The sequence below is a fragment of the Neobacillus camarae genome (assembly GCF_054950115.1).
On sequence record NZ_JBUCKX010000003.1, the window covers coordinates 654,416 to 676,197 of the forward strand.

A 21,782-nucleotide genomic window follows, 5' to 3' on the forward strand; every position below is an offset into this window, starting at 1 on the left:
TCCTATTATAACATAGGTTGGCATAAGGTTCTTCATCTATTTCGTTACTCCAAAGGCACTACTTTCCATTCCCGTCTGCCAATTGTTGAACAATTTCTATCAGCATTTCCACGGATAATCCACCATCTAAGGCCGCCAAAAGACTATCATAAAAGTATTGTACTTGTTCACTCAATTCACGGAGCAACAGGTGATATTCATTTGTCAAATATTCAACATAATGTGCTTCTAAACGGGCCGATTCTTGTGTTAAATACTCATCGGCCAGTAGATTTAATTGACTTTCTAATTCCGTGCTCATCAACTTTTTCTCATCCTTCTCAAAAAACGCCTTCGGATTCTTAAAATAAGTTAACGCCTTGCCAAAGAGCTGCCGATTAACGTCCTTAAAAGCAATCGGAAAATCAATTTCCTTTTCGGGCCGCTTTTCATAAGCCGAGAACGAAAGGTCCTGGTTAATTTGATTAACCGATTGATAAAGGGTCCCTTGATACTCCTTGAGCAGCTTCTCCACATACCGGTCCAACCTGACCGTTGTTGCCCGCATTTCCTGAGCGAAATCATAGCCGATACTCTCGAGAAATTCTTCGAGTGCCACATTCAGCGCCTTTTTTATCGACCGTCCGTCATTTTTCAAAACGGATGGATTAAATGCTTCTTTAAAGAAATCATTAAAACGGAAAAATACCCTTTGCTTGATATAAAAAACAAGTTCCTCGGTCTCTTGTGCCAATCTTATTTGCAAGGGGTGAGCATCTTGTTTCTCAAACAAGGATTTGATCAATGATAACTGATGATTCAAATCTTGGCGTTTCTCTTCCTTTACGGTCTGATCTTCCTGTGAACTCTCAATTAACCGTTTTACCATTTCACGGACCCGGGACACTTCGTTTTCTGCAGCTGAAATCGCCATTTCCGTTAAATCATTGGAAATAAAACGGTAAAAACCTTGTTCAAAAAGGTTGATTCCCGATTCAATGCCCGATACAGTATTCCTCTTTTCATTCAATGCCAACAAGCTCGAAACCTTATAAAGGTGCGGGTTCCGAATCCCGTATTGGACTAACTGCCCGGAAACATATTGGACAACCGCTTCTTTTTCCTCTTCATTTTCAGCCAAATCAATTGCGTTAATGACAAAAAACATTTTATCCAATTGAAAAGATTCTTTCACCCTGCCAAGCTGAATCAAAAATTCGCGGTCTGCCCGTGAAAATGCATGATTATAATAGGTAACAAATAAAATCGCGTCCGAGTTTTTGATATAGTCGAATGATACTCCTGTATGCCGCGCATTGATGGAATCGGCTCCAGGTGTGTCGACCAGTGTGATACCCTTTCTGGTTAATTCACAATCATAATATAATTCAATCCACTCGACATAACAGGATTTTTCCTCTTTCACGACATACTCATTAAACTCGCTGATATCGGTTTCTAAGATAGTTCCTAGCCGGTGAATGAGGGCATTATACCCCGATTGGAACGCACGTAAGAATGCATAATGGGTTTTCTCGGATGCGTTTTCCTGCTCTGTTTCTTGGAGAATACGATCAAGTTTCGCTAAGGCCTGAGAAAAGTCGTCAGCCTTTGATTCGAACACTCTCAATGATCGGTTGATATCCTCAAACATGGCAGCCTTTTCCTTAAATTTTATACGGACGGTTCCGTGACTATAACGTGAGGTAACCGGCATGATTTTATTGATAGCTGCAGTAGTCGGATTAGGTGAAACAGGGAGTACCTTTTCCCCCATAAGCGCATTGGCGAAGGAAGATTTTCCCGCGCTGAAAGCCCCGAATAAAGCTACTGTAAATCCTTTATTCTCCAATCTCTGTGCCTTTTCTGTCAGTTCATTTGCCAGTTTCTGAAAACCTGGTAATTCTAGGACTAACCGGGAAGCGTTACGAAGCCGAGCACTTGTCTGTTTCACATCCCTGAGTTCAAGAGGACCCTCACTGGGTTGCTTTTGGCTAATCGTCTTTTGGGGGATGTGCCTATTTGATTCAGGCAATGCAACGACAGTCCCTCCCGCTTCGGCGATTTCAAGCATTTCTTGTTCCTGCTCAAAAAGCCAATGCGTGCCGCCGTTGAAAGGTTCTCCTTCAGTAAGTAGTCCTTCTAATGTCTGTTTCACATTTGATATCATCATTTTAAATTCATTGATACCGGCAATAGCTGAAAGATATTTTTCCATTTCATGAATTTCACTTTGATACTGCTCAATAAGCTGTTTATTTTGTCCGTTCAGTGCCGCCAAATAACACGTCCTAAATTGTGCTATATGGTTTTTAGCTGCTTTTTTTATTTCGCCCGCCACGTCTTCCGTATACTGAAGCAGGTATTGCCCGGATAGCCTGGCCCCCTGCTTGACAGCCTTTTGCAGTAATTCTTGGGGAACCTGGAGGGAATATGACTGGGCTAACCTTTGGGCCTCCCCATCATGAATGCCTGTTTCTTTTAAAGTGCGAAGCAGAAATTCCCGAATATGCCATTCGAGTTGTGATTTCGCCTTTTCTAGAACATCTTGATAAAAAGCGGACAGTCTGCTTTCTTTTTCTTCTTGGGTCTTTTGTTTGGAAAACAAGAAACCCACTTTAAATTCAGGCTGGCAGGATTCCAGGTAACTTTCCGCTAATTTCCTGGTTTGGAACGGCATTAAATAGGCATTGCTGAGAATCTTTTCCAATCCATTGTCAAATTCTTTTTCCTGTGTGTTGGTACCTTCCGTTACTTTTTTTAGTTCTGTTGAACGTTCATTATATTTTTTATGAATGGATGCTTTTTCCTCTTCAGATAAATCACCTGTTAATTCAAAAAAAGGCAGAAGCGTATCTTCTCCATGCTTTCTCATCTGGCCAATATGGTCACTGGTGATTTTTTTGAGGGAATGAAATACGGAACGTAAAAGTAATGGCTGCGTATTTTCCAACTTATTCAAGATAAAATTCTGTAAACCGGTGAATTCATTGCAAGGATGGTCTTTTTCCCGCAATGAGGTGTAAAAAATCCTTGCCGGTCTTACCCCCCAGGAGGCAAATGAATCCACTACACTTTTTTGAAAATCAGTAAAACTTAATTCTTCCTCATTATGTTTATCAATCTGATTTATGACTAAATAAACATCCTTGCCTGCTTCTGTTAATTCTTTTGTAAAATAGAAGTTTAATTCCGCTTGAACATGATTATAATCCATTACATAAAAGATTAAGTCGGCTAGGTGCAGGGCTGATTCTGTTGCAACCCTGTGGGCATCATCAGCTGAATCAATGCCTGGTGTATCCATTATGATGGAATTAGCCGGCAATACAGAACTGCTGTGGCTGATTTCAATTTCCTCGATTTTGTCCCCATCTTTGCAATAGTTTTTTACTAGTTCATAATCATATGGCGCTAAATATAATCTCGGCTTTTCGTATTTAAAAAACACCTTTGCATATTCTTCACCCGTCTTTACCTTAACTAAGTTGGCACTTGTCGGGATTGGACTTGAGGGAAGAATATTCTCACCGATTACCCGGTTAATCATTGTTGATTTTCCGGCAGAGAAGTGGCCACAGAAGGCAATCGTAAATTCCTGGTTGGCAAACTTTTTTGCTAGTTGCTTCACCTTTTCAGCTTGTTCCATATCTTTTTGCATTATTAAGTATTCATACACTGAAACCAGTTTTTGTTTTAGTGTTTCAACCGTCTCAGTTTGTTTTACTGTTTTTACCATTGTGTATATACCCCTTAGCAGACATAATAATATTTCTATTTTACACAATAATTCTGACTTTTCCTATATTGATATACCAGAGACTATAATAAATTATTAAAAATAAATAAGGTCAAGGAAAACTCCTTGACCTCGCTTACTTCTTATTAATGTGTCGTATTTTTTAAAACGTGCCTCATGACAAATGCATAAATGACAATCGTTGCTGCTGCAAAAGCATAAGCCATATGTAACACCATCCTTATCAGACTCTTCGTAGTGAGAATGATTTTCATTATTAAACTCATTTTAGCATAAATGATAATCACTTTCAATAAGTCTAGTGAATCTGTCATAATTATTTAACAATTTTCGGAATGAACCGATGATATCCTTTGAAAGCATGTTTATACATGGTTAACATACTCAAGGCCTTTTCCTCCTCCGCAATACGAACCGTAAGCATTATGCCGTTTAAAATCGTAAATAGAAAGGCGGTAAAATAGCAGTTAAATAATAGGGGCACGACGATAAATTCCAAAAAAACGACCAAATAATTAGGGTGTTTGATATACCGGTATGGCCCCTTTTTAATCACATTGATTTTAGGTATGATAATGATTTTTGTGTTCCAGAGTCTTCCCAATGCAGCAATGGCCCAAATTCTTAGGCCTTCAATCAGAATCAACAGGAAAACAAGCCCCGGCCAAACAGTGGACAAGCCCCGGTTCGAAAGCAGCTTCTCCAAGCCCAAAATCACAAAAAACAAGCCATGCATCGTTACCAAATAGCGATAATGGTTACTTCCAAATTCAACAGCTCCCTGTTGTTTCATCCACCTTTCATTGCTCTTGGCCAAGCATAATTCTGAAAAACGCTGTAACAGGAGGAAAATAAACAATGATGTAAACGGAGAAATACCGTTCATTCCATCCACCTCAATAATAGTAATTCAGAGCTGAATCCCGGACCTAAAGCTGTACAAAGTCCATAGGAACCGGGTGCGATCTCCATTTCCAAGTACCGCTTTAGAACAAAAAGAATGGTAGCGGAAGACATATTTCCATATTGTTTCAGGACTTGGAAAGAGATATCCGTCATAGTTGGAGCAATTCCCAGTGCACTTTCATAGGCATCCAATACTTTTTTCCCGCCGGGGTGGGCAATCAAATAGTCCAACCTCTTTAGTGAAATTTGGTTGTTTTCCAAAAAATGATTCACAATGGGCTTTAACCATTCTCTAACGATATGGGGGATATCCCTCGAAAAAATCACAAATAGCCCATCGTTCTTTACATCCCAGCCCATTACATCAAGCGATCCCTGCATTAAGGATGATTCCGTGGCTATTATGGATGGATATGTGGCTTTATGGCCCAATTCGCCAACATTGCAGGCATCCCCGCAAACCAAGACACAAGCGATTCCATCGGCAAAAAGCGAAGTTCCAATTAAATTGCTTTTTGAAGCGTCATTGGGCTGAAAGGTTAAACTGCAAAGTTCGACCGAAAGCACAATTACCTTTGCCTCCGGGAAAGCTAGACAGTATTCAAATGCACGTGATAAACCTGCCGCTCCGCCGGCACAACCGAGGCCCCAGATTGGAATCCGTTTGGTGTGCGGATTAAACGGCAATTCGTTCATAATTCTTGCATCAATACTTGGAGTGGCTAATCCGGTCGAAGAGATAAAATAAATCGCATCTATTTCCTCGTATCCAATGGGTCTTTTGAGGAATAGATCATTTTGCAGGCATTGTTCAATGGCTGCTTTTCCGAACCGAATAGTTTCCTCAATGTAGGCGTTATTCTTTTCCTCAAATGTATGCCGTTCACGATACCAAGACAGTTCCTTTGCAAAATATCTTGATTCAATTTGACCATTTGGAAATGCCCTCAATAATCGGTCAATTTCCGTAAAAGACTCAGAAAATAATTCCCTTGCAAACTCCGTTGCTTGCTCCTGGCTGATTTGATGGGGTGGAACCGCCTCAGCTGCAGAAAGAATAGTCGGCATCTTCATTCTCCTTAAAAGAAACTAGGAGTATTTTTCCATTTATTCTTCATTTGTATGTATAAGAATCCCCTGAAAACAAAAAAAGCTCCCTCGGCCTGAGGAAGCAAACGTTTTGAAGGTTGTTGTTGTTGTGCAAATTTATTATAACGTGTTTTATAGATTCTTTCACTATCTAAACTTTTCCAACCTGAAACAAAACGTCATGTTTGAGTAAAAGTTTAACGCTATTCCTTTTCTGGTTGTTTTTGGACTTCTATCTTAATTTTATTATTTGCCAGTATGCCACAGACTTGGCAGTATTGCAGTTCATTATATAAAAGTCGGCATTGTCCGCAATAATATTTAACCAATTTCATCACCACAGCCATTATTTGGATTCTTCTACTATCCTATTTACGCCGATTGAAAAATGTGACTCCAGCGATGCTCTTCAAGAAAATCATCCATTTATTAACCTTAAAGAAAGAAACCTTGTGATATTTCACATTTCCGCCACATTTCCCTGCCCTTTGATGTGATATAAATCACTGTTGTATCAGTTTTTTACCATTAACATTTTAGATATATAAGGAATGAACAATTTGTGAACTCGCGAATTTCATATTTTACTTTCACAATTGTTTTGTATTATGAAAGAGAACTTATCTTTAATTGTCAAAAAGTTGAAGGGAGTGTAGGGGGATGGCGAAAGCGGAACTTAAAGCAAATCAGAAAACCGAAACAGAAGAAAGCTCCTCTCTGAAGGGGACACTTGCGTCCGTTTTCTTTCTGGGAATATTTATTGTCGTTACTTGGTTAAGTGTCTACTACTTATTCGTGGACCGTTTCTAGACTTAAGGGGGGGAAATGAAAAATGCATATGCATAAATTCGAAAAAATCTGGCTGATTTTTGGTGTGAGCTGCCTCATCATTTTCTTGTCAGTTATCGGGGTAAGCGCCTTCTATCTAGGCAATAAGCCTCCTAGCTGTTTAACAACCATTAATCCCGAAAAGGTAGATCAGACGAAGCCTTTCAATAAACCTGGCCTTCATAAAGTGGAAGGAAAAGAATGGGATTATGAATTGGTATACGTAGCACAAGCTTTTTCTTTTAATCCAGCACAGGTGGAAGTTCCACTTGGAGCAAAAGTGAAAGTGATTGCCACAACAAAAGATGTCATTCACGGGTTCGAAGTAGCTGGAACAAACATTAACATGATGCTTGAACCAGGATATGTCAGCGAATATACAACAACTTTTGATAAAGCAGGAGAATATTTAATTGTCTGTAATGAATATTGCGGCTCCGGCCACCATTTAATGTTCTCAAAGATTGAGGTGGTAGAAAAATGATGAACACTCAAGCAACAAAAATCAAAGTCGACCCGCGTGATGCGAAGCTCTCCATGGCACACTTTTTCGTTGCCTTTACCGCCCTTGCAATCGGAGGACTTATGGGGCTTTTACAAACCCTTGTGCGTTCAGGGAAATTTGAATTGCCTGCCGGAATTGGCTATTACCAGTTATTAACCGTTCACGGCGTTATGATGGGGCTTATTTTAACAACTTTCTTTATCATGGGATTCCAATATGCAGCTGTCAGCCGAACAGCAGGTACCCATTCAAATGCCGCAAGAGGGACAGGATGGGTTGGCTTTTGGCTGATGACGATTGGCACAGCCATGGCCGCAACCATGGTGCTTCTAAATAAAGCATCGGTTCTCTATACGTTTTATGCACCATTGCAAGCCCATTGGATTTTCTATTTGGGGATGACTTTGGTTGTGGTCGGAAGCTGGGTAGATGGGGCGGCACAAGTAATGACATATGCAAAGTGGCGCAAAAACAATCCAGGAAAACCAAGCCCACTGCTAAGCTTTATGGCTGTTATTAACACTGTTTTATGGATTGTAGCCACATTGGGTGTGGCAGCCACTGTCTTATTTCAATTACTGCCTTGGTCACTAGGCTGGGTGGATACAGTAGATGTTTTGGTCAGCCGTACTTTGTTCTGGTATTTTGGCCACCCGTTGGTTTATTTCTGGCTATTACCTGCTTATATGTGCTGGTATGCCATCATTCCAAAAATTATTGGCGGTAAGATTTTCTCCGATTCATTGGCACGCTTGTCATTCATCATGTTCCTATTGTTTTCGATTCCAGTAGGGTTCCACCATCAGTTAACAGAGCCTGGTATTGATCCTGCTTGGAAATTTTTACAGGTCATTTTAACATTTATGGTTATTATACCGTCTTTAATGACTGCATTTTCCTTATTTGCGACCTTTGAGAGATACGGACGTTCCAAAGGTGCTAAAGGACTGTTCGGCTGGTTTAAGGTTCTTCCATGGAATGATGCCCGGTTTACGGTTCCGTTTATTGGGATGGCTTCATTTATTCCAGCCGGTGCCGGGGGGATTATAAATGCTTCAAACCAAATGGACCAGGTAGTCCATAACACCATCTGGGTAACAGGCCACTTCCACTTAACGGCTGCAACTTCTGTTGTATTAACCTTCTTTGGAATTTCTTACTGGCTAGTGCCACATTTAACAGGACGAAAATTAACAAAATCGATGAATAAGTTGGCCATTATCCAAGGCTGGGTTTGGTTTATCGGAATGGTGTTCATGTCAGGCGCGATGCATATTGAAGGTTTGTTGGGCGGACCTAGACGTTCAGCATTCTCCACTTATGGCAATTCAGCGCAAGCGGCCGAATGGATTCCTTATCAAATCGCACAGGCGGTTGGCGGTACCATCCTATTCTTAGGAATCATATTAGTACTCATTATCTTTATAAATCTCGCATTCTTTGCTCCAAAAGGCGAGGAGGAATTCCCAGTTGCTGAAGCCGAGCAATCTGAAGCGGCTGTTCCAATGGTATTTGAAAACTGGAAATTATGGCTGGGCATAACGGCTGTCCTTATTTTATTTGCCTACACCATACCGTTTATTGATATTATACAAAATGCCCCTCCTGGATCCAAAGGGTTTAAGACTTGGTAAAAAACATGCAAAAGGCTTCAATCGATATCGATTGAAGCCTTTTTGAAATCAATTTGAAGGTTTTGAATAAATTTTCTTATTTTAACTGATAAACTTTTTCGTATTTGTCGTATAGGTAATCAATTAAGTACTTTGCATTCAACCCTTCACCCGTAACATCATGCAAAATTTCAAGCGGTTTTTTCATCTTTCCGTACTGGTGGATATGTTTAGTCAGCCACTCTTTAATGGGCTGCAATTGACCAGATTCTACTAGCAAGTCATAATCAGGCAAATCTGTTAGCATTTTATGTTTAAATTGCGCTGCATACATATAACCTAAAGCGTACGAAGGAAAGTAGCCAAAGCTTCCCCCTGCCCAATGCACATCTTGTAGGACACCTTCCGCAGCGTTTCTTGGCCGGATTCCTAAATATTGTTGATACATATCGTTCCAAACCTCCGGAAGGTCAGCAACGGCAATCCCGCCATTAAATAATCCTTTTTCAATTTCGTAGCGGATGATGATGTGCAGCGGGTACGTTAATTCATCAGCTTCAATTCGGATAAACGATGGCTTGGACTCATTTATTGCACGATAAAATTCCTCTATTTCAACATGTTCAAATTGTCCGCTGGCGTATTTCTTTAGTAAGTCATAATTGCATTTCCAAAAAGGCATGCTTCGGCCAACCATATTTTCATAAAATAAGGATTGGGATTCATGGATTCCCATGGAAGTTCCTGTACAAAGCGGAGTGCCTATCAGGTCCTTGGAAATATTTTGTTCGTAAAGGGCATGGCCCCCTTCATGGATGGTTCCAAAGACAGCCACCCGGAAATCAGTTTCATCATATTTGGTTGTAACACGTACATCACCAGGATTTAACCCGGTGGCAAAAGGATGAACGGTTTCATCCAGCCTGCCGGCATCAAAATTAAAGCCAATTTGGGAGAGAAACTCTAAACTTAGCTTGCGCTGGTTTTCTTTGCCAAATGGCTTAAACAAGAAATCCGTTTCCGGCTTATTGGAGGATTGTGATATTTTCTGGACTAACGGAATAATGTTTGCCTTTAATTCGCCAAAAACTTCGTCCAACACTTCAACCGTCATACCTGGCTCATATAAATCAAGCAGTACATTATATTTATTTCCCTGATGCCCCCAATAGTCGATAAACCGTTTAGTCGTCTCCACCAGCTTTTCTAAATACGGTTGGAATAACGAGAAATCTGATTTTGCTTTTGCTTCTTCCCAAACACTTTCCGCTTTGGATTGGAGCACAACAAACTCCTTGTATTCCTCTGCAGGAATTTTTTTATTCTGTTCATAATTCTTCTTGCATTCTTCCAATACTTTCCGGGTTTTTTCCGGCAGGTCAGCTTTTGAAAGGTTAGCTATGTATGCGGCCATTTCTTCAGAGGTAGACATTTTAAATACCTCAGAGGATAACAACCCGATTACTTCCGATCTTTGATCTACACCTTGTTTCGGGGCCCCCGTCCTTAGGTCCCAGTAAAGCAGACCAAGGGCTTCATGATAGGAAGTCATTTTTTTAACATAATCAAGAAATTCATTTTCAAGATTTACATGCGTCATTTCATATCCTCCTTTTATTCCCTAAATTTTATCATATTTTTCTGATACTTAGACAGGCAGGGATAAAAAAACAACAGAAATGAATTTTCTGTTGCACAATAACTATCTTTTAATTTTTACCAATCGCGACCTTCCATATTTCCGGGCCTTCCTGAAGGTACTCCCAAGAAAATTGCTCCGGTCTTTCCATCATAAATTGATACAGTAATGGTTTCGGGTCATGGTCGTTCATGATTTGCATCGTTTCTCCGGATGACAGTCCATCAAATGTTTTGAAGATTGTCGGGTGCTTTTCACGCGGAGGGATTTCGGGTACAATGATTACTTTTGCGAAGGTTGTCATATGTTAATCTCCTTTTATCGTCATTTCATGTTTATTATAAAAAAAATTTATCAAATATATAGTGAATCCCATCACTATTGGTATATGATTTAATTAATCCTAGATTAGGAGGCAAGCAGTATGAAAGAATTCATTGGCAACTGTTCATGTTGTAACAAAGAGATCTTCTGCTTGGACGGGTTTTTTAATGGCATTCTCACGGAAACGAAAGAGATTTACTGTTTTGACTGCCATGAAACACTGAAAAAAAAGGAAGAGAATCCGCAAGGTTAGATGCGGATTCTTCCTTGTTATTCTTCTATTGATAAGTCCCTAACAGGAAGTTTTTCTTCTTCTTTGTGTGTTGGTTTCCGTAAATGGAATAATGCTTTGATACAGAACAAAACTAAGATCATAACACCGACTAAGAAAATAGTGTCAGGTACCGCACGCCATGTTAGCAGCGTTTGCACTAAGTCTTTTTGCAGGAACGATGCGGACCGTGATGCCGCATATCCGTTTTCAAACGCTTCTTTGATTTGCAAAAAACCCACCGGCAGCAAGGATAAGAACACCATACCTGCTAAACCAATGTTTAATAAAATACAGCTGATTTTTAACCACTTATCATGCCAGAATTCAGGTTTTACAATATTTCTTAAGGAGTACAAAAGAACGGCAATCGCAAACATTCCATATACGCCCATCATCGAACCGTGGCCATGTGCCGGAGTCAAGAATTGTCCATGTTCAAAATAGGATACAGCTGGCAAATTAATCAGGAATCCTAATACACCCGCACCAACCAAGTTCCAAATGGCAACGGAGATTAAGAACCAGAATGATCCTTTGAATGGGAATTCCACTCCTCCGTCACGCATCATTTTATATTGGTCATAAGCTTCCAAGATTAATAAGGTTAATGGGATGACTTCCAATGCCGAGAAAACAGACCCTAGCCCTATCCAAACTTCTGCAGAGCCATTATAGTAATAATGGTGCCCGATTCCGATTACGCCGCTGCCAAGCAGCAAAATTAATTGGAAATACAATTGTCTCTCAGTCGACTTTTTCGTAACCAATCCTAATTGAACTAATAAGAATCCAATGACAACAACTGCAAATACTTCAAAAATACCTTCCACCCAAAGGTGAATAATCCACCAGCGCCAATAATCGGCAAAGGTAAAGCTTGTTCCCGGATTGATAAATAATGCAAACACATAGAATGCCGGGACAGCAATAGCCGAATAGAACAGCAGGTGAATCAATCCGCCTTTGTCAGATTCCCGTTTCAAACCCGCTTTCACCCCGCGGAATACAATAAATAACCAAATTAACATTCCGACAATCAAAATCAGCTGCCAAACACGACCCAGCTCAATATATTCCCAGCCAGTATGGCCGAATAAAAACCATGCATTTCCTAGTTTTCCATTCGCACCTAGCCATTCACCGATCATACTGCCGCCGACTAGCACAACAAGTGCCCAGAATAAAATATCAACTAATAACCCTTGTTTCTTTGGCTCATACCCGCCTACAAGCGGCGCCACATAAATACCCATGCCCAGCCATGCCGTGGCAATCCAGAATATCGCCAGTTGCAAATGATAGCCTTTTGTAATATTAAAAGGAAGTATATCGTGTATCCACTTTATGCCAAAGAAGCTCTCAGGTTCGATATAATAGTGTGCCAAGAGGGCACCAAACATACATTGAACAAAGAATAGCACCGTTACAATGGTAAAATACTTACCTGATTTAACTTGCGAGATCGTGACAGGTATTTTCCGCAGGTCAATTTTCGGAAATTCCCCTTCCTTATATGCTTCCTGCATGCCAAATTTGTAGCGATAGAATAAGAATAGAATCAACCCTAGCATAACCAAGAAGATGGTGATGCTGGCACCACTCCACCAAACTGCCGTGAATGATAAATGGTTACCGGCATCTTCATAATAAGGCCAGTTATTAGTATAGGTAATTTGATCGCCTTCCCTGACCGTACTAGAAAGCCATGCCGTCCAAAAGAAGAAATCCGAGATTTGCTTTATTTGGTCACCGGCCGCCACATAAGCCCGATCGTTTTTAGGCATATCGGAATCCTTTATCAGATTGTCCTTTAATCCCCAGCCATCGCCTTTTGTAAAAATCTCCTGATAATGTGATCTGACTCTGTCAAGGCCGTAGCTTTGCGCAGCGGTAAGCGTTAATGTATCTTTTCCGGAGTCATACCGGTTTTTGCGCATTTCTTTAATAACCTGGTTTTTTATGCCAGCTTTTTCGTCTGCACTTAGATCAGAAAACTTTTTGCCATATTGCTGTTCTGCTTTATAATCCTGCATACCTTCTGTATATATTTTTAACGATTCGGCCGTATAGTCCGGGCCCATGTAGGACCCGTGTCCCAAAACCGTACCGTAGTCCATTAACCCATATTTTTGCCAAACGGCCTGGCCACCCATTATGGATGACTTCGTAAATAAAACCTTTCCTTGCTCGTTCGTCACCTTAAGCGGGCGCGGAGCCTGTTCTTTAAAGATCCAATATCCTCCGCCGAGCAAGACTGTGAAACTGAGCAGAATCACAGTAATTAAAATCGATTTTAATAAGGCGTTTTTCTTTTCTTTACCGCTCTGCTAACTGGAGTATTACGCTGTACTTCCATCCAAAAGCCACCCTTCTATATTTTTCACATTTGTTATTGTAACGTTCACAAGTCCGACACAAAGTGAGGCTTTTCGTCTTTTCACTGTGATTTTTAGCACAAAAAACAATCATGATTTAACACTCCCAACCCAAGCATGAAAATAGTTCTTCTCTGACCATAATGATAGTGACACAAACAGTATGTTATACGTGGCTCTTTTTGGTGGCTCGACCCTGTACAAAAAACTGTTTGAGTGAGCTTGGTGTTCAACCCTTTGTTAGCTCCCTTCGTTGGAGGGATGACTACGTACAGAAAAATGCTTATGTTCAATCTCACTCACTGTTTGTGATCCTATTTAAGAAGGGGATTTTTATGGAGGTATTTATTGAAAGGTGTGCTGGTTTGGACGTTCATTCGGAAATGATTGTGGCTTGTGTCATGACTGGAAATCAAAATGAAGAATTATTCAAGGAGATTGAGACATTTCCTACTTTAACAAAGGATTTATATCGTCTCTTAAAATGGCTTGAAAACCATGAGGTTTCCCATATTGCAATGGAGAGTACCGGAGTATATTGGAAGCCTGTATTCAATATTTTAGAAGGCTTTTTTGATATAACACTGGCTAACGCACAACGTATCAAGAATGTTCCAGGTAGGAAAACAGATGTATCGGATGCAGAATGGATTGCTAAATTATTACGACATGGTTTAATCGAAAAGAGTTTTGTTCCACCAGTCGATCTTCGAGAGCTTCGTGATTTAACTAGACTTAGAAAGAAATGGATTGGTCACTTAACTTCTGAAAAGAATCGAATTCAAAAGGTATTGGAGTGTTCGAATGTAAAATTAAGCACGGTCATTTCTGATGTGTTTGGCGTTTCAGGAAGAAAACTTCTTGAACGACTTATAGAACAAGGATATGTGGACGCCTCCGATGTAGAAGAAAGAATTCACGGCAGAATGGCGATGAAAAAGCAGAGGATTACGGATTCTTTGTTTGGCACACTAAATGATCATCAGCGTTTTCTAATCCGTCAATCCTGGTCGCATATTGAATACTTAGAAAAGCTTATTAAAGAAATTGAAGATCGAGTCGATATCATATTACAAAACTACCAAGACGAACTCCAGTTACTTACAACGATACCCGGCATTAAAAAAGATACTGCAGCGATCATTATTGCCGAAATTGGTGTAGATATGAGTCAGTTTCCAACACCGCACCACCTAGCTTCTTGGGCTGGTGTTTCACCAGGAAACAAAGAAAGTGCAGGGAAACGGTATAGTACAAAGACTGTAAAGGGAAATCCTCATATTAAATCGGCAATGTGCGAAGCTGCATGGGCTGTTTCAAGGTGTAGGAATCGCTGGTTAGCAACGAAATACTGGTCAATAGCTGCAAGAAGAGGAAAGAAAAAAGCACTCGTAGCTTTATCGCATCGAATGCTTCGAATTATTTACTCCATGCTTATCAACAAGGAGCCATTTAGAGAAATGCAAATTAATTAGTATAACCAAAACCAAATAGATATATACAAAGTTACCCTCCTACAGGTAGCTCTGCTTTCTTATTGGCTTTTTAGGTTATTTACAGGGTTTCCAACCTCGATCAATAGTATACGGGAGCCCCGGAGGATATTTATTTTCACAGAAAAAGAGAATGATTTTCATTGACTATGATGCACGTCACAGGTTAACTATGCCATTTAGTGCTACAATATAGCTAAATGAAGAATGACTGAACTGAAGGTGATAGGAAAATGATGCAAAAGGACATTAAGGAGCGGCTATCACGTGTACCGCTTTTCAAAGAATTATCTGATGATGAATTGGAACAAATTGTACAAATTGCCCAGACACGTTTATATAGAAACAAGATGTATGTGTTTATGCAAGATGATCCGCTTGACCGGGTATTCTTTATTCAAAGCGGGAAAGTTAAAATCTATAAAACCGATTTCTCCGGGAAGGAGCAAATCGTTTCCATTTTAGAAGCGGGCGAAATGTTCCCCCACGCCGGGTTCTTTATTAAAGGCCACTACCCTGCCATTGCAGAGGTAATCGAAGATGCGGTATTAATTGTGATTCCCATTGATCGATTTGAAAAAATTCTCCTTACTTATCCGGAACTTTGTGTAAAGCTGTTTAGGGTGCTTGGAGAGAAAATTATCGACCTCCAGGCAAGATTGGAGGCCCAGGTTCTCCATAATACATTTGAACAGATTGTCTTGCTGCTCATCAGGCTATGTAAAACAAATGGGGAAAAAGCGGGTGACCACTATAAGTTAACTACCCAATTTACGAACCGTGAACTGGCCAATATGATTGGAACCTCAAGGGAAACCGTCAGCCGGACCATTAATCAGTTAAAAAAGAAAAATTTAATTGTCCACGATGAGGAAGGGAATTATTTAATTGACCGTGATTTGCTCGAGCAAGAGCTATTTTATTAAGCTATGACTAGAAGGGGGAATTTAAATGGCGCAAAAAGTGATGGAACTGGATGTTAGAGAGGACTTAAATAACAAAATAGAACCATTCCAAAAAATAATGGAAACAATAAAAGATGCACAAGCAAACGATATCTTTGTCCTTCATGCACCATTTACACCAATTCCTCTATATGCCGTATTAAAGGGAAAAGGCTTTACCTACGAAGAAGAACAAGTCGAGAAAAAACATTGGAAAATAACATTTACAAAGATTTCTTAAGAATTCGGAGATAGGAAAAGAGGAAGCCATTGCGCTTCCTCTTTTTGTTATATGATATTAATTTCCTTCGGTTCAACTGGTAAAACACCATAAATTCTCTTCAGGATCGTCTCATCCATATCTTTATCCAGTAAAATATGCACAGTACCTTGATCTGTTTCGCTTCTTATTAATCTGCCAATCCCTTGCCTTAATCTCAGAAGCATATAGGGTAAATCCACTTCTGTAAATGGAGCCTCCACTCCTTCCCGCTTCGCGATAAAAACAGGGTCATGCGGCGGGTATGGAAGGGAAAAAACCACTACATTTTCAAGGGATCTCCCCGGTATGTCAAGACCTTCCCAAAGATGTAACGAGCAAAGAACCGCCTGCTCCACGTTTTGAAACTTGGAGACAAGAGTGCTGATTTCTTCATCTCCCTCAAAATAGACAGGGAATGGAAGATGCGCTTTACCGAAGTGGGATTTAATTTGCATCATTTCAGTTTTTGAATTAAGCAGTATTAGGGCCCTGCCTTCTGATTTTATTATTTGCTCAGTCAGATACTCCAACTTTTTGTCGGTATCCGATTCTCGAAACTTTGGAAGATAGACCTCCATTTTATCCTCATAATCAAATGGAGAGTTAACGGAGAAGGATAAATAATCCGTAATACCGAGACTCTTCGCGATATATTCAAATGAGTTTTCATTAGATAATGTGGCCGATGAAAAAATATAAGGTTTTTTCTGTGAAAATACCTCTTCCCGAAGCACGTCCGCGACCAGTTTTGGCATGATAACTAATGTGCGTTCGCCGCGGTTTTCCTCAAACCAGGTTATTCCATTTAGTTCCTGAAGAAACAGGGATAAAGAATGAGTGATTTGTTCCAAATACTCTTCCACAATTTTTAAATCGTATTCGTTAATCACAAATAATTCGCTCTCAAAAACCAGTTCTTCTTCTAATTGCTGTAATGTCATAAGCAGTTTTCGGCATGCCTTCATCACATGTGAATGCTTATGAATCAACTGTTTCTCGGAGTTATCAGGCTTTGAGGAAAATTGAGAGATTGAATTAAAGAATTTTTCATTTTCCAAAATGGCTTCTTCAATCGTATTTAATGTCCTCTCCCGAACGTCATTTTCCATCAGCCTCGTGAGCAGAGATTCTAGTGTATATTCAGTGAAGCGATAACTGAGCGCTTTTTGGGCCGCATATTCCAATAAATGACCCTCATCAAAGACAACAGAAGAATACTCTGGAAGTAACGGGAGCTGCCCTTCCCGCTTTCGCGAATTTTTGGTCCAAACATGCTTCATATAAAAATCATGGGAACAAATAATCAAATCCTGTGCATGGCGATAAAACTCCCTGTTTAATGTGAGCCCGCAGCGATGGCGCTTTTCACAGGAAAAACAATCCTGTAAAGGGTCCCAATTCACCGATCCCCATACTTCATCTGACAGCCCAGGAAATTCCCGCCGGTCGCCATATTTTGTAAATGTCTGCATGGAACCGCCATTATGCACAAAGTCCGGCAATTGCTGATAGATATCGTCGATTTCCTCGGGGAAATGGGTTCTTCCGAGGTCGAGTTTATTCAAGCACAAATATTGTTCCTCGGATTTTGCGAGCCGTACATCGATATTCAGGCCCAGTATTCGCTCCAGTTTGGCAATATCCCCTTCTTTTTTCACCAGCTGCTCGATTAACGTTTCATCCGCACAGGCAATCACGGCAGGGCGGTTCGTATAGCGCGCGTACAAAATAGAATAGAGTAAATAAACAATGGTTTTTCCTGTACCGACCCCTGCTTCCGCAAACATCACTTGTTTTTCTTTAAAGGCCTTTTCCAACTGAAAAGCCATAAAGATTTGTTCATCACGCAGTTCAAAACCCGATTCCGGCAATATATCGTAAAAAACATCACCAATCCACTGGTTTAACTGATCATAAAATGTCTCTGTTTTAGAAACGGTAAATGGCATGCGCTCCTGCATCTTATCCCTCCAAAAAGAATAGCGCCTCTACGACGCCATCATTTTCCACTTTTTATGTCTCTGTAAACTTCAACTGTTGATTGCAGCGAAAGAAGCAAACCCGCAGACGTGCCGGGGGAGCCTTTTCGGCGCAGGAAGCGCCTGTGGGTCTCCCCTGCCCCGTACACCCACAGGACATTGAAATACTACGCACGAGGAAAATGCGGTACCATTTTCGAGGAGGCGAACGCCTTCAGCCCCAATCAACAGGGCTAAAAATTAATAATATCCTATAACAAAGCCTTTTTTATAAATTTTTATCAGGACGCGGAGGTCTTTTCCCCCAATATTGATAAAGGTCAGTTTTAATAAAACCGTTAAACAGCTTTCTTTTCTTTGTTGCGGGTTTTCCATATAGCTCTTCAAAGTTTTCATTTGAAGATAGGATATAAATGGACCAAGTATCAAGCTTGCTGAACGCCTGACCCATTTCCCGGTACATCTGTTCAACTTCTTGCTTTTCTCCCAGCCTTTCCCCATAAGGTGGATTTCCGATAATTACCCCATATTCCTTTTTGACAGAAATGTCTTGTACCCGCATTTGTTTAAACTGAATGACGTCTGCCAATCCTGCTTCAGAGGAATTTTCCGATGCCATTTTTACCATACGGTGGTCGATATCCGACCCGGTAATATCCAGCGGCTGATTATAATTGGCAAGTTCCTCCGCCTCGTTCCGGACCTCCTGCCAAATTTTTTTTGGAATCCAATGCCAGCTTTCTGAAACAAAATCCCGATTAAAGCCTGGAGCAATATTCTGTCCGATCATCGCTGCTTCCATGGGAATCGTTCCCGAACCACAAAATGGGTCGATAAAAGGCTTGTCCGGATGCCAATTGGTTAGCATAACAAGAGCCGCAGCAAGCGTCTCCTTTAATGGCGCTGCGCCTTGAGAGGCGCGGAATCCCCGCTTATGAAGACCCTGTCCGCTTGCATCAATTGTAATCGTTGCAACATCTTTTAATAATGCCACCTCAATTCGATAATACGAGCCATTTTCCTCGAGCCAGCCAGACTTCTTATAATGCTGTTTCATTTTTTCCACAATCGCCTTTTTAACAATCGCCTGGCAATCGGATATGCTGAAAAGTTTTGATTTTACCGACTTTCCCGTCACAGGAAACTCCGCATCCTCAGGCAAATATTGCTCCCACGGTAACGCTTTTGTCTTTTCAAATAATTCATCAAAGGTAAAGGCTTTAAATTCACCTACAATAATCTTGATCCGGTCAGCAGTACGCAGCCATAAATTGCTTCTCGCGATGGCATATTCATCTCCACTGTAAATAACCTTACCATTTTCGACTTGACATTCATATCCCAGTGCGCGGACTTCCTTGGCCACTAGTGCCTCAAGCCCCATTGCCGCTGTGGCAATAATTTTATATGTTCCCATTTTTTCACCCTTTAAATTCCCTTTATATGTATTTGCGCTATGTTCTATAAAGTTCGTTTCTGCTTGCGCTAATAATTCCATTATGTTCATAACTGTTTCAACCAATTCAAACCATCACTGAAACACATAAAAGGCCCTCCTATAGGAGAGCCATTTAATTCCAATAACTTATCCATTAATAACGTTCTATAAGCCATGTTCTGTACCAAAGTACTTCAAGCGACTGTTATGTCTCGTACGATGGTGGTAATCATCTATCTACAGATTCAGGAAGAATCTGTCCTTCTCCTCGTTCATTTCCTCAGAGAAAGCGCCCCTACCATAATTTGGGTTTCTCGCTCGCGGGGTTTACCCGTTCCACCCTTTCCATTTCTGGAAAGGCTACGTCACTGTGGCACTTTTATAGGTACTCATACCATATCCAATAGGACTTAGGTATTTTCCCAGCCGTCAGCCAAGAGAGCCTTGACTGCCCTGGCTTATGTTTTCGCCAGGCACGAACACTACGGACATCTCAGTCCGTGCGAGCATGGACTTTCCTCTGCAGTTTCACATGTGCTTGCTGCAGCAATTACCCGAACGTCATTAACGCACATATATTATTATATGTATTTCTTGTTGGTTATTCAATGGTTATTAATAGGAAATCACGGTACAAACTGCTATTCGTATAATTTACTGCCAAAAACATGCTTTTCCAAATTAGACAAACGTTTTAATATATCAAAGTTGGTTGTACCGGCAGGCTGAGCAACCGGCTGCCTTTTCGATGCTTCTTCGAGCTGTTTGCGAAGTCTTAAGTTCTCCTGCTGCAGGTCATCGACTTCTTGCTGAAAAGTCCCATAATCTTTAATAATTAAATCTAAAAATTTATCTACCTCTTCTTGTTTATAGCCACGGACACCTGACTTAAACTCTTTTTCCAAAATATCTTTTGCTGTTAACTTAATTTTATCTGACAGCATTCCAATCACCTCGATATCGCCAATCATTACTTTCTATTTTTTCAAAAATAAGCGGTTTTGTCAATTTTCATCTGGAAAAAACACAAAGTATTACCAAGTTTCCTTTCCTAAGTATATGTGGTATAGTTTAAAAATCTGACTGTTTGAACTGTTCTTCTTCCACAATATTTTGTAGATCATAAAAGGTGATTAAGTGAATTGGATAGTCATTATTTTTTTGATACTGTAAGGCCAACTCATATAGATACTTAGGGCTTCCTTCTTTTTCTTGGTCGTATAACAGAAGCATACCTTGGCTTTTTTCAATAAAAAATTGATTTTTCAAACGAAATTGCCATGGTTTTTCATATCCTCTTTTTGTGATGGAATCCACAAAATCTGCTTGTATCAAAATAGATTCATACCACTCTTTGTTATCTTCTTTCCAAGTGGCTTCTTGATCCAAGAATGGGGAAATAACGGCTAACTTTAATTCCGGGTATTCCGTCTGGAGATCGAATACCACTTCCGCCGCCCAAAGCTCCACACCCAATTGCCCGCTGATTAAAACCCATTCCAGCCCCTCTTCAATTAATGGCAGCAAAGCTTTCTTAATAGCCGCTTTTATATATATAACAGACGGATGATCTTTCTTGAAAATCCCCATTTCGTATGGCTTATAGCCGGAAATCACCAGAACATTCAGCAAATCGGGCTCTCCTTTATCTTCCATTTTGAAAAATGGACAATCATTTTTATAATGTCAGCATATCATATTAATGAAATTAAAATAAAAAACAAGGGCTAAAAAGCCCTTGCATTGTTCATTCTTATCTTATGGCCTGCGACCCCTGAATGGTCCGGGCCCGAAGCCTGGGCCACCCATACCAAAACCGGGGCCACCCATGCCATAACCAGGTGCCATATTAGGCAGAGCATTTGCAGCCGGCATCGCTGCAGGTGCTACTGCTTGTGGCATCATCCCAGGAGCACACGGGTTGCAGCAATTAATCTGCTGGTGGCAGACGTCCTCCGCACATGAAGCTGTCTGCGGGCAGTAATGTTTATGCTGGAATAAATGATGATTAATCGTTGTCGTGTGCACTGGATGAATGTGAGGCACGATAGTCGTGGAGAAAGTGTGATTCACAAAATTAGTAGTTGGATGAATGACCGGCGGGGTTACATTAGTACCTAGAAACATAGTTTATTCTCCTTCCTTTTGTTTAATTCTGCTTACATTAACAGCCTATGTAGGAAGGGATACTCTTGTACTAATGAAAATACCTATTTTTCGTTTATAAAAAGGAATAAAAGCTGTCCTTCAATCCAGTAAATACAACTGCAATAATACATACAACAACAAAATACAGAAACAAAATAGCTTTATACATATTTCCCAGCTCCATACATTTTCAGGGTTTAATTACTTCACACAAATTAATATTTTA

The 21,782-nt window shown here is 40.4% G+C and carries 18 protein-coding genes and 1 other RNA gene; 7 read left to right on the top strand and 12 right to left on the bottom strand.

All coding sequences use genetic code 11. The features are described 5' to 3' along the window. Positions 1-58: 58 nt before the first annotated feature. The 3 genes from ACY8D0_RS18520 to ACY8D0_RS18530 form a co-directional block, all read right to left on the bottom strand. On the bottom strand, positions 59-3,718 hold the full coding sequence (locus ACY8D0_RS18520) for a dynamin family protein (RefSeq protein ID WP_462411977.1): 3,660 nt from the start codon (positions 3,716-3,718) through the stop codon (positions 59-61). 337 nt (positions 3,719-4,055) lie between these two features. Further along, positions 4,056-4,625, bottom strand: coding sequence for an isoprenylcysteine carboxyl methyltransferase family protein (locus tag ACY8D0_RS18525; protein WP_462411978.1), 570 nt, complete (start codon positions 4,623-4,625; stop codon positions 4,056-4,058). Further along, positions 4,622-5,713 (bottom strand): type III polyketide synthase, encoded by a 1,092-nt coding sequence (locus ACY8D0_RS18530; protein WP_462411979.1) that lies wholly within the window; start codon positions 5,711-5,713, stop codon positions 4,622-4,624. The genes ACY8D0_RS18525 and ACY8D0_RS18530 overlap by 4 nt, the downstream gene beginning before the upstream one ends. A gap of 681 nt (positions 5,714-6,394) precedes the next feature. On the opposite strand from ACY8D0_RS18530, the gene ACY8D0_RS18535 reads away from it, so the two are divergent. The 3 genes from ACY8D0_RS18535 to ACY8D0_RS18545 are packed head-to-tail and all read left to right on the top strand — an operon-like array spanning position 6,395 to position 8,701. After that, positions 6,395-6,544, top strand: a complete 150-nt coding sequence (locus ACY8D0_RS18535) for a cytochrome c oxidase subunit 2A (protein ID WP_462411980.1) — start codon at positions 6,395-6,397, stop codon at positions 6,542-6,544. Between the two features lie 22 nt (positions 6,545-6,566). Next, entirely contained in the window at positions 6,567-7,046 is a 480-nt protein-coding gene (locus ACY8D0_RS18540) for a cytochrome c oxidase subunit II (protein WP_462411981.1), read from the top strand. Beyond that, the gene (locus ACY8D0_RS18545) at positions 7,043-8,701 is read left to right on the top strand and encodes a b(o/a)3-type cytochrome-c oxidase subunit 1 (RefSeq protein ID WP_462411982.1); all 1,659 of its coding nucleotides are present in this window, start codon (positions 7,043-7,045) and stop codon (positions 8,699-8,701) included. Before ACY8D0_RS18540 ends, ACY8D0_RS18545 begins: the two co-directional genes overlap by 4 nt. Positions 8,702-8,777: 76 nt before the next feature. Here the strand turns inward: ACY8D0_RS18545 and ACY8D0_RS18550 are convergent, their stop codons facing one another. Continuing rightward, the gene (locus ACY8D0_RS18550) at positions 8,778-10,280 is read right to left on the bottom strand and encodes a carboxypeptidase M32 (protein WP_462411983.1); all 1,503 of its coding nucleotides are present in this window, start codon (positions 10,278-10,280) and stop codon (positions 8,778-8,780) included. A 109-nt stretch (positions 10,281-10,389) separates the two neighbouring features. Next, entirely contained in the window at positions 10,390-10,623 is a 234-nt protein-coding gene (locus ACY8D0_RS18555; protein WP_462411984.1) for a DUF2249 domain-containing protein, read from the bottom strand. A gap of 120 nt (positions 10,624-10,743) precedes the next feature. On the opposite strand from ACY8D0_RS18555, the gene ACY8D0_RS18560 reads away from it, so the two are divergent. Then, a complete protein-coding gene (locus ACY8D0_RS18560) occupies positions 10,744-10,896 on the top strand; it encodes a hypothetical protein (RefSeq protein WP_462411985.1) in 153 nt (50 codons plus the stop codon). Between the two features lie 17 nt (positions 10,897-10,913). Here ACY8D0_RS18560 and ACY8D0_RS18565 read toward each other — a convergent pair whose 3' ends face one another. Beyond that, positions 10,914-13,193, bottom strand: coding sequence for a nitric-oxide reductase large subunit (locus ACY8D0_RS18565; RefSeq protein WP_462411986.1), 2,280 nt, complete (start codon positions 13,191-13,193; stop codon positions 10,914-10,916). A 434-nt stretch (positions 13,194-13,627) separates the two neighbouring features. Here ACY8D0_RS18565 and ACY8D0_RS18570 point away from each other — a divergent pair, with 434 nt between their 5' ends. The 3 genes from ACY8D0_RS18570 (at position 13,628) to ACY8D0_RS18580 (ending at position 15,970) form a co-directional block, all read left to right on the top strand. Further along, the gene (locus ACY8D0_RS18570; RefSeq protein ID WP_462411444.1) at positions 13,628-14,767 is read left to right on the top strand and encodes an IS110 family RNA-guided transposase; all 1,140 of its coding nucleotides are present in this window, start codon (positions 13,628-13,630) and stop codon (positions 14,765-14,767) included. Positions 14,768-15,018: 251 nt separating this feature from the next. Beyond that, positions 15,019-15,711 carry a Crp/Fnr family transcriptional regulator gene (locus ACY8D0_RS18575; RefSeq protein ID WP_462411987.1) on the top strand — a complete coding sequence of 231 codons (693 nt, stop codon included), beginning with the start codon at positions 15,019-15,021 and terminating at the stop codon, positions 15,709-15,711. A gap of 25 nt (positions 15,712-15,736) precedes the next feature. Further along, positions 15,737-15,970 carry a DUF2249 domain-containing protein gene (locus tag ACY8D0_RS18580; RefSeq protein WP_462411988.1) on the top strand — a complete coding sequence of 78 codons (234 nt, stop codon included), beginning with the start codon at positions 15,737-15,739 and terminating at the stop codon, positions 15,968-15,970. Positions 15,971-16,017: 47 nt separating this feature from the next. Here the strand turns inward: ACY8D0_RS18580 and ACY8D0_RS18585 are convergent, their stop codons facing one another. The 6 genes from ACY8D0_RS18585 to ACY8D0_RS18610 all read right to left on the bottom strand — a co-directional run bounded on the left by ACY8D0_RS18585 (position 16,018) and on the right by ACY8D0_RS18610 (position 21,535). Further along, positions 16,018-17,952: an ATP-dependent DNA helicase gene (locus ACY8D0_RS18585; protein WP_462411989.1), complete on the bottom strand. Its 1,935-nt coding sequence runs from the start codon at positions 17,950-17,952 to the stop codon at positions 16,018-16,020. A gap of 286 nt (positions 17,953-18,238) precedes the next feature. Beyond that, positions 18,239-19,387, bottom strand: a complete 1,149-nt coding sequence (locus ACY8D0_RS18590; protein ID WP_462412502.1) for a THUMP domain-containing class I SAM-dependent RNA methyltransferase — start codon at positions 19,385-19,387, stop codon at positions 18,239-18,241. A 184-nt stretch (positions 19,388-19,571) separates the two neighbouring features. Then, positions 19,572-19,970: RNase P RNA component class B (gene rnpB / locus ACY8D0_RS18595), an RNA gene on the bottom strand. 79 nt (positions 19,971-20,049) lie between these two features. After that, complete coding sequence (gpsB, locus tag ACY8D0_RS18600; protein WP_462411990.1) at positions 20,050-20,352, bottom strand: cell division regulator GpsB; 303 nt, start codon at positions 20,350-20,352, stop codon at positions 20,050-20,052. A gap of 127 nt (positions 20,353-20,479) precedes the next feature. Next, positions 20,480-21,037, bottom strand: a complete 558-nt coding sequence (locus tag ACY8D0_RS18605; RefSeq protein WP_462412503.1) for an SLOG family protein — start codon at positions 21,035-21,037, stop codon at positions 20,480-20,482. 129 nt (positions 21,038-21,166) lie between these two features. Next, complete coding sequence (locus ACY8D0_RS18610) at positions 21,167-21,535, bottom strand: CotD family spore coat protein (RefSeq protein ID WP_462411991.1); 369 nt, start codon at positions 21,533-21,535, stop codon at positions 21,167-21,169. Positions 21,536-21,782: the final 247 nt, after the last annotated feature.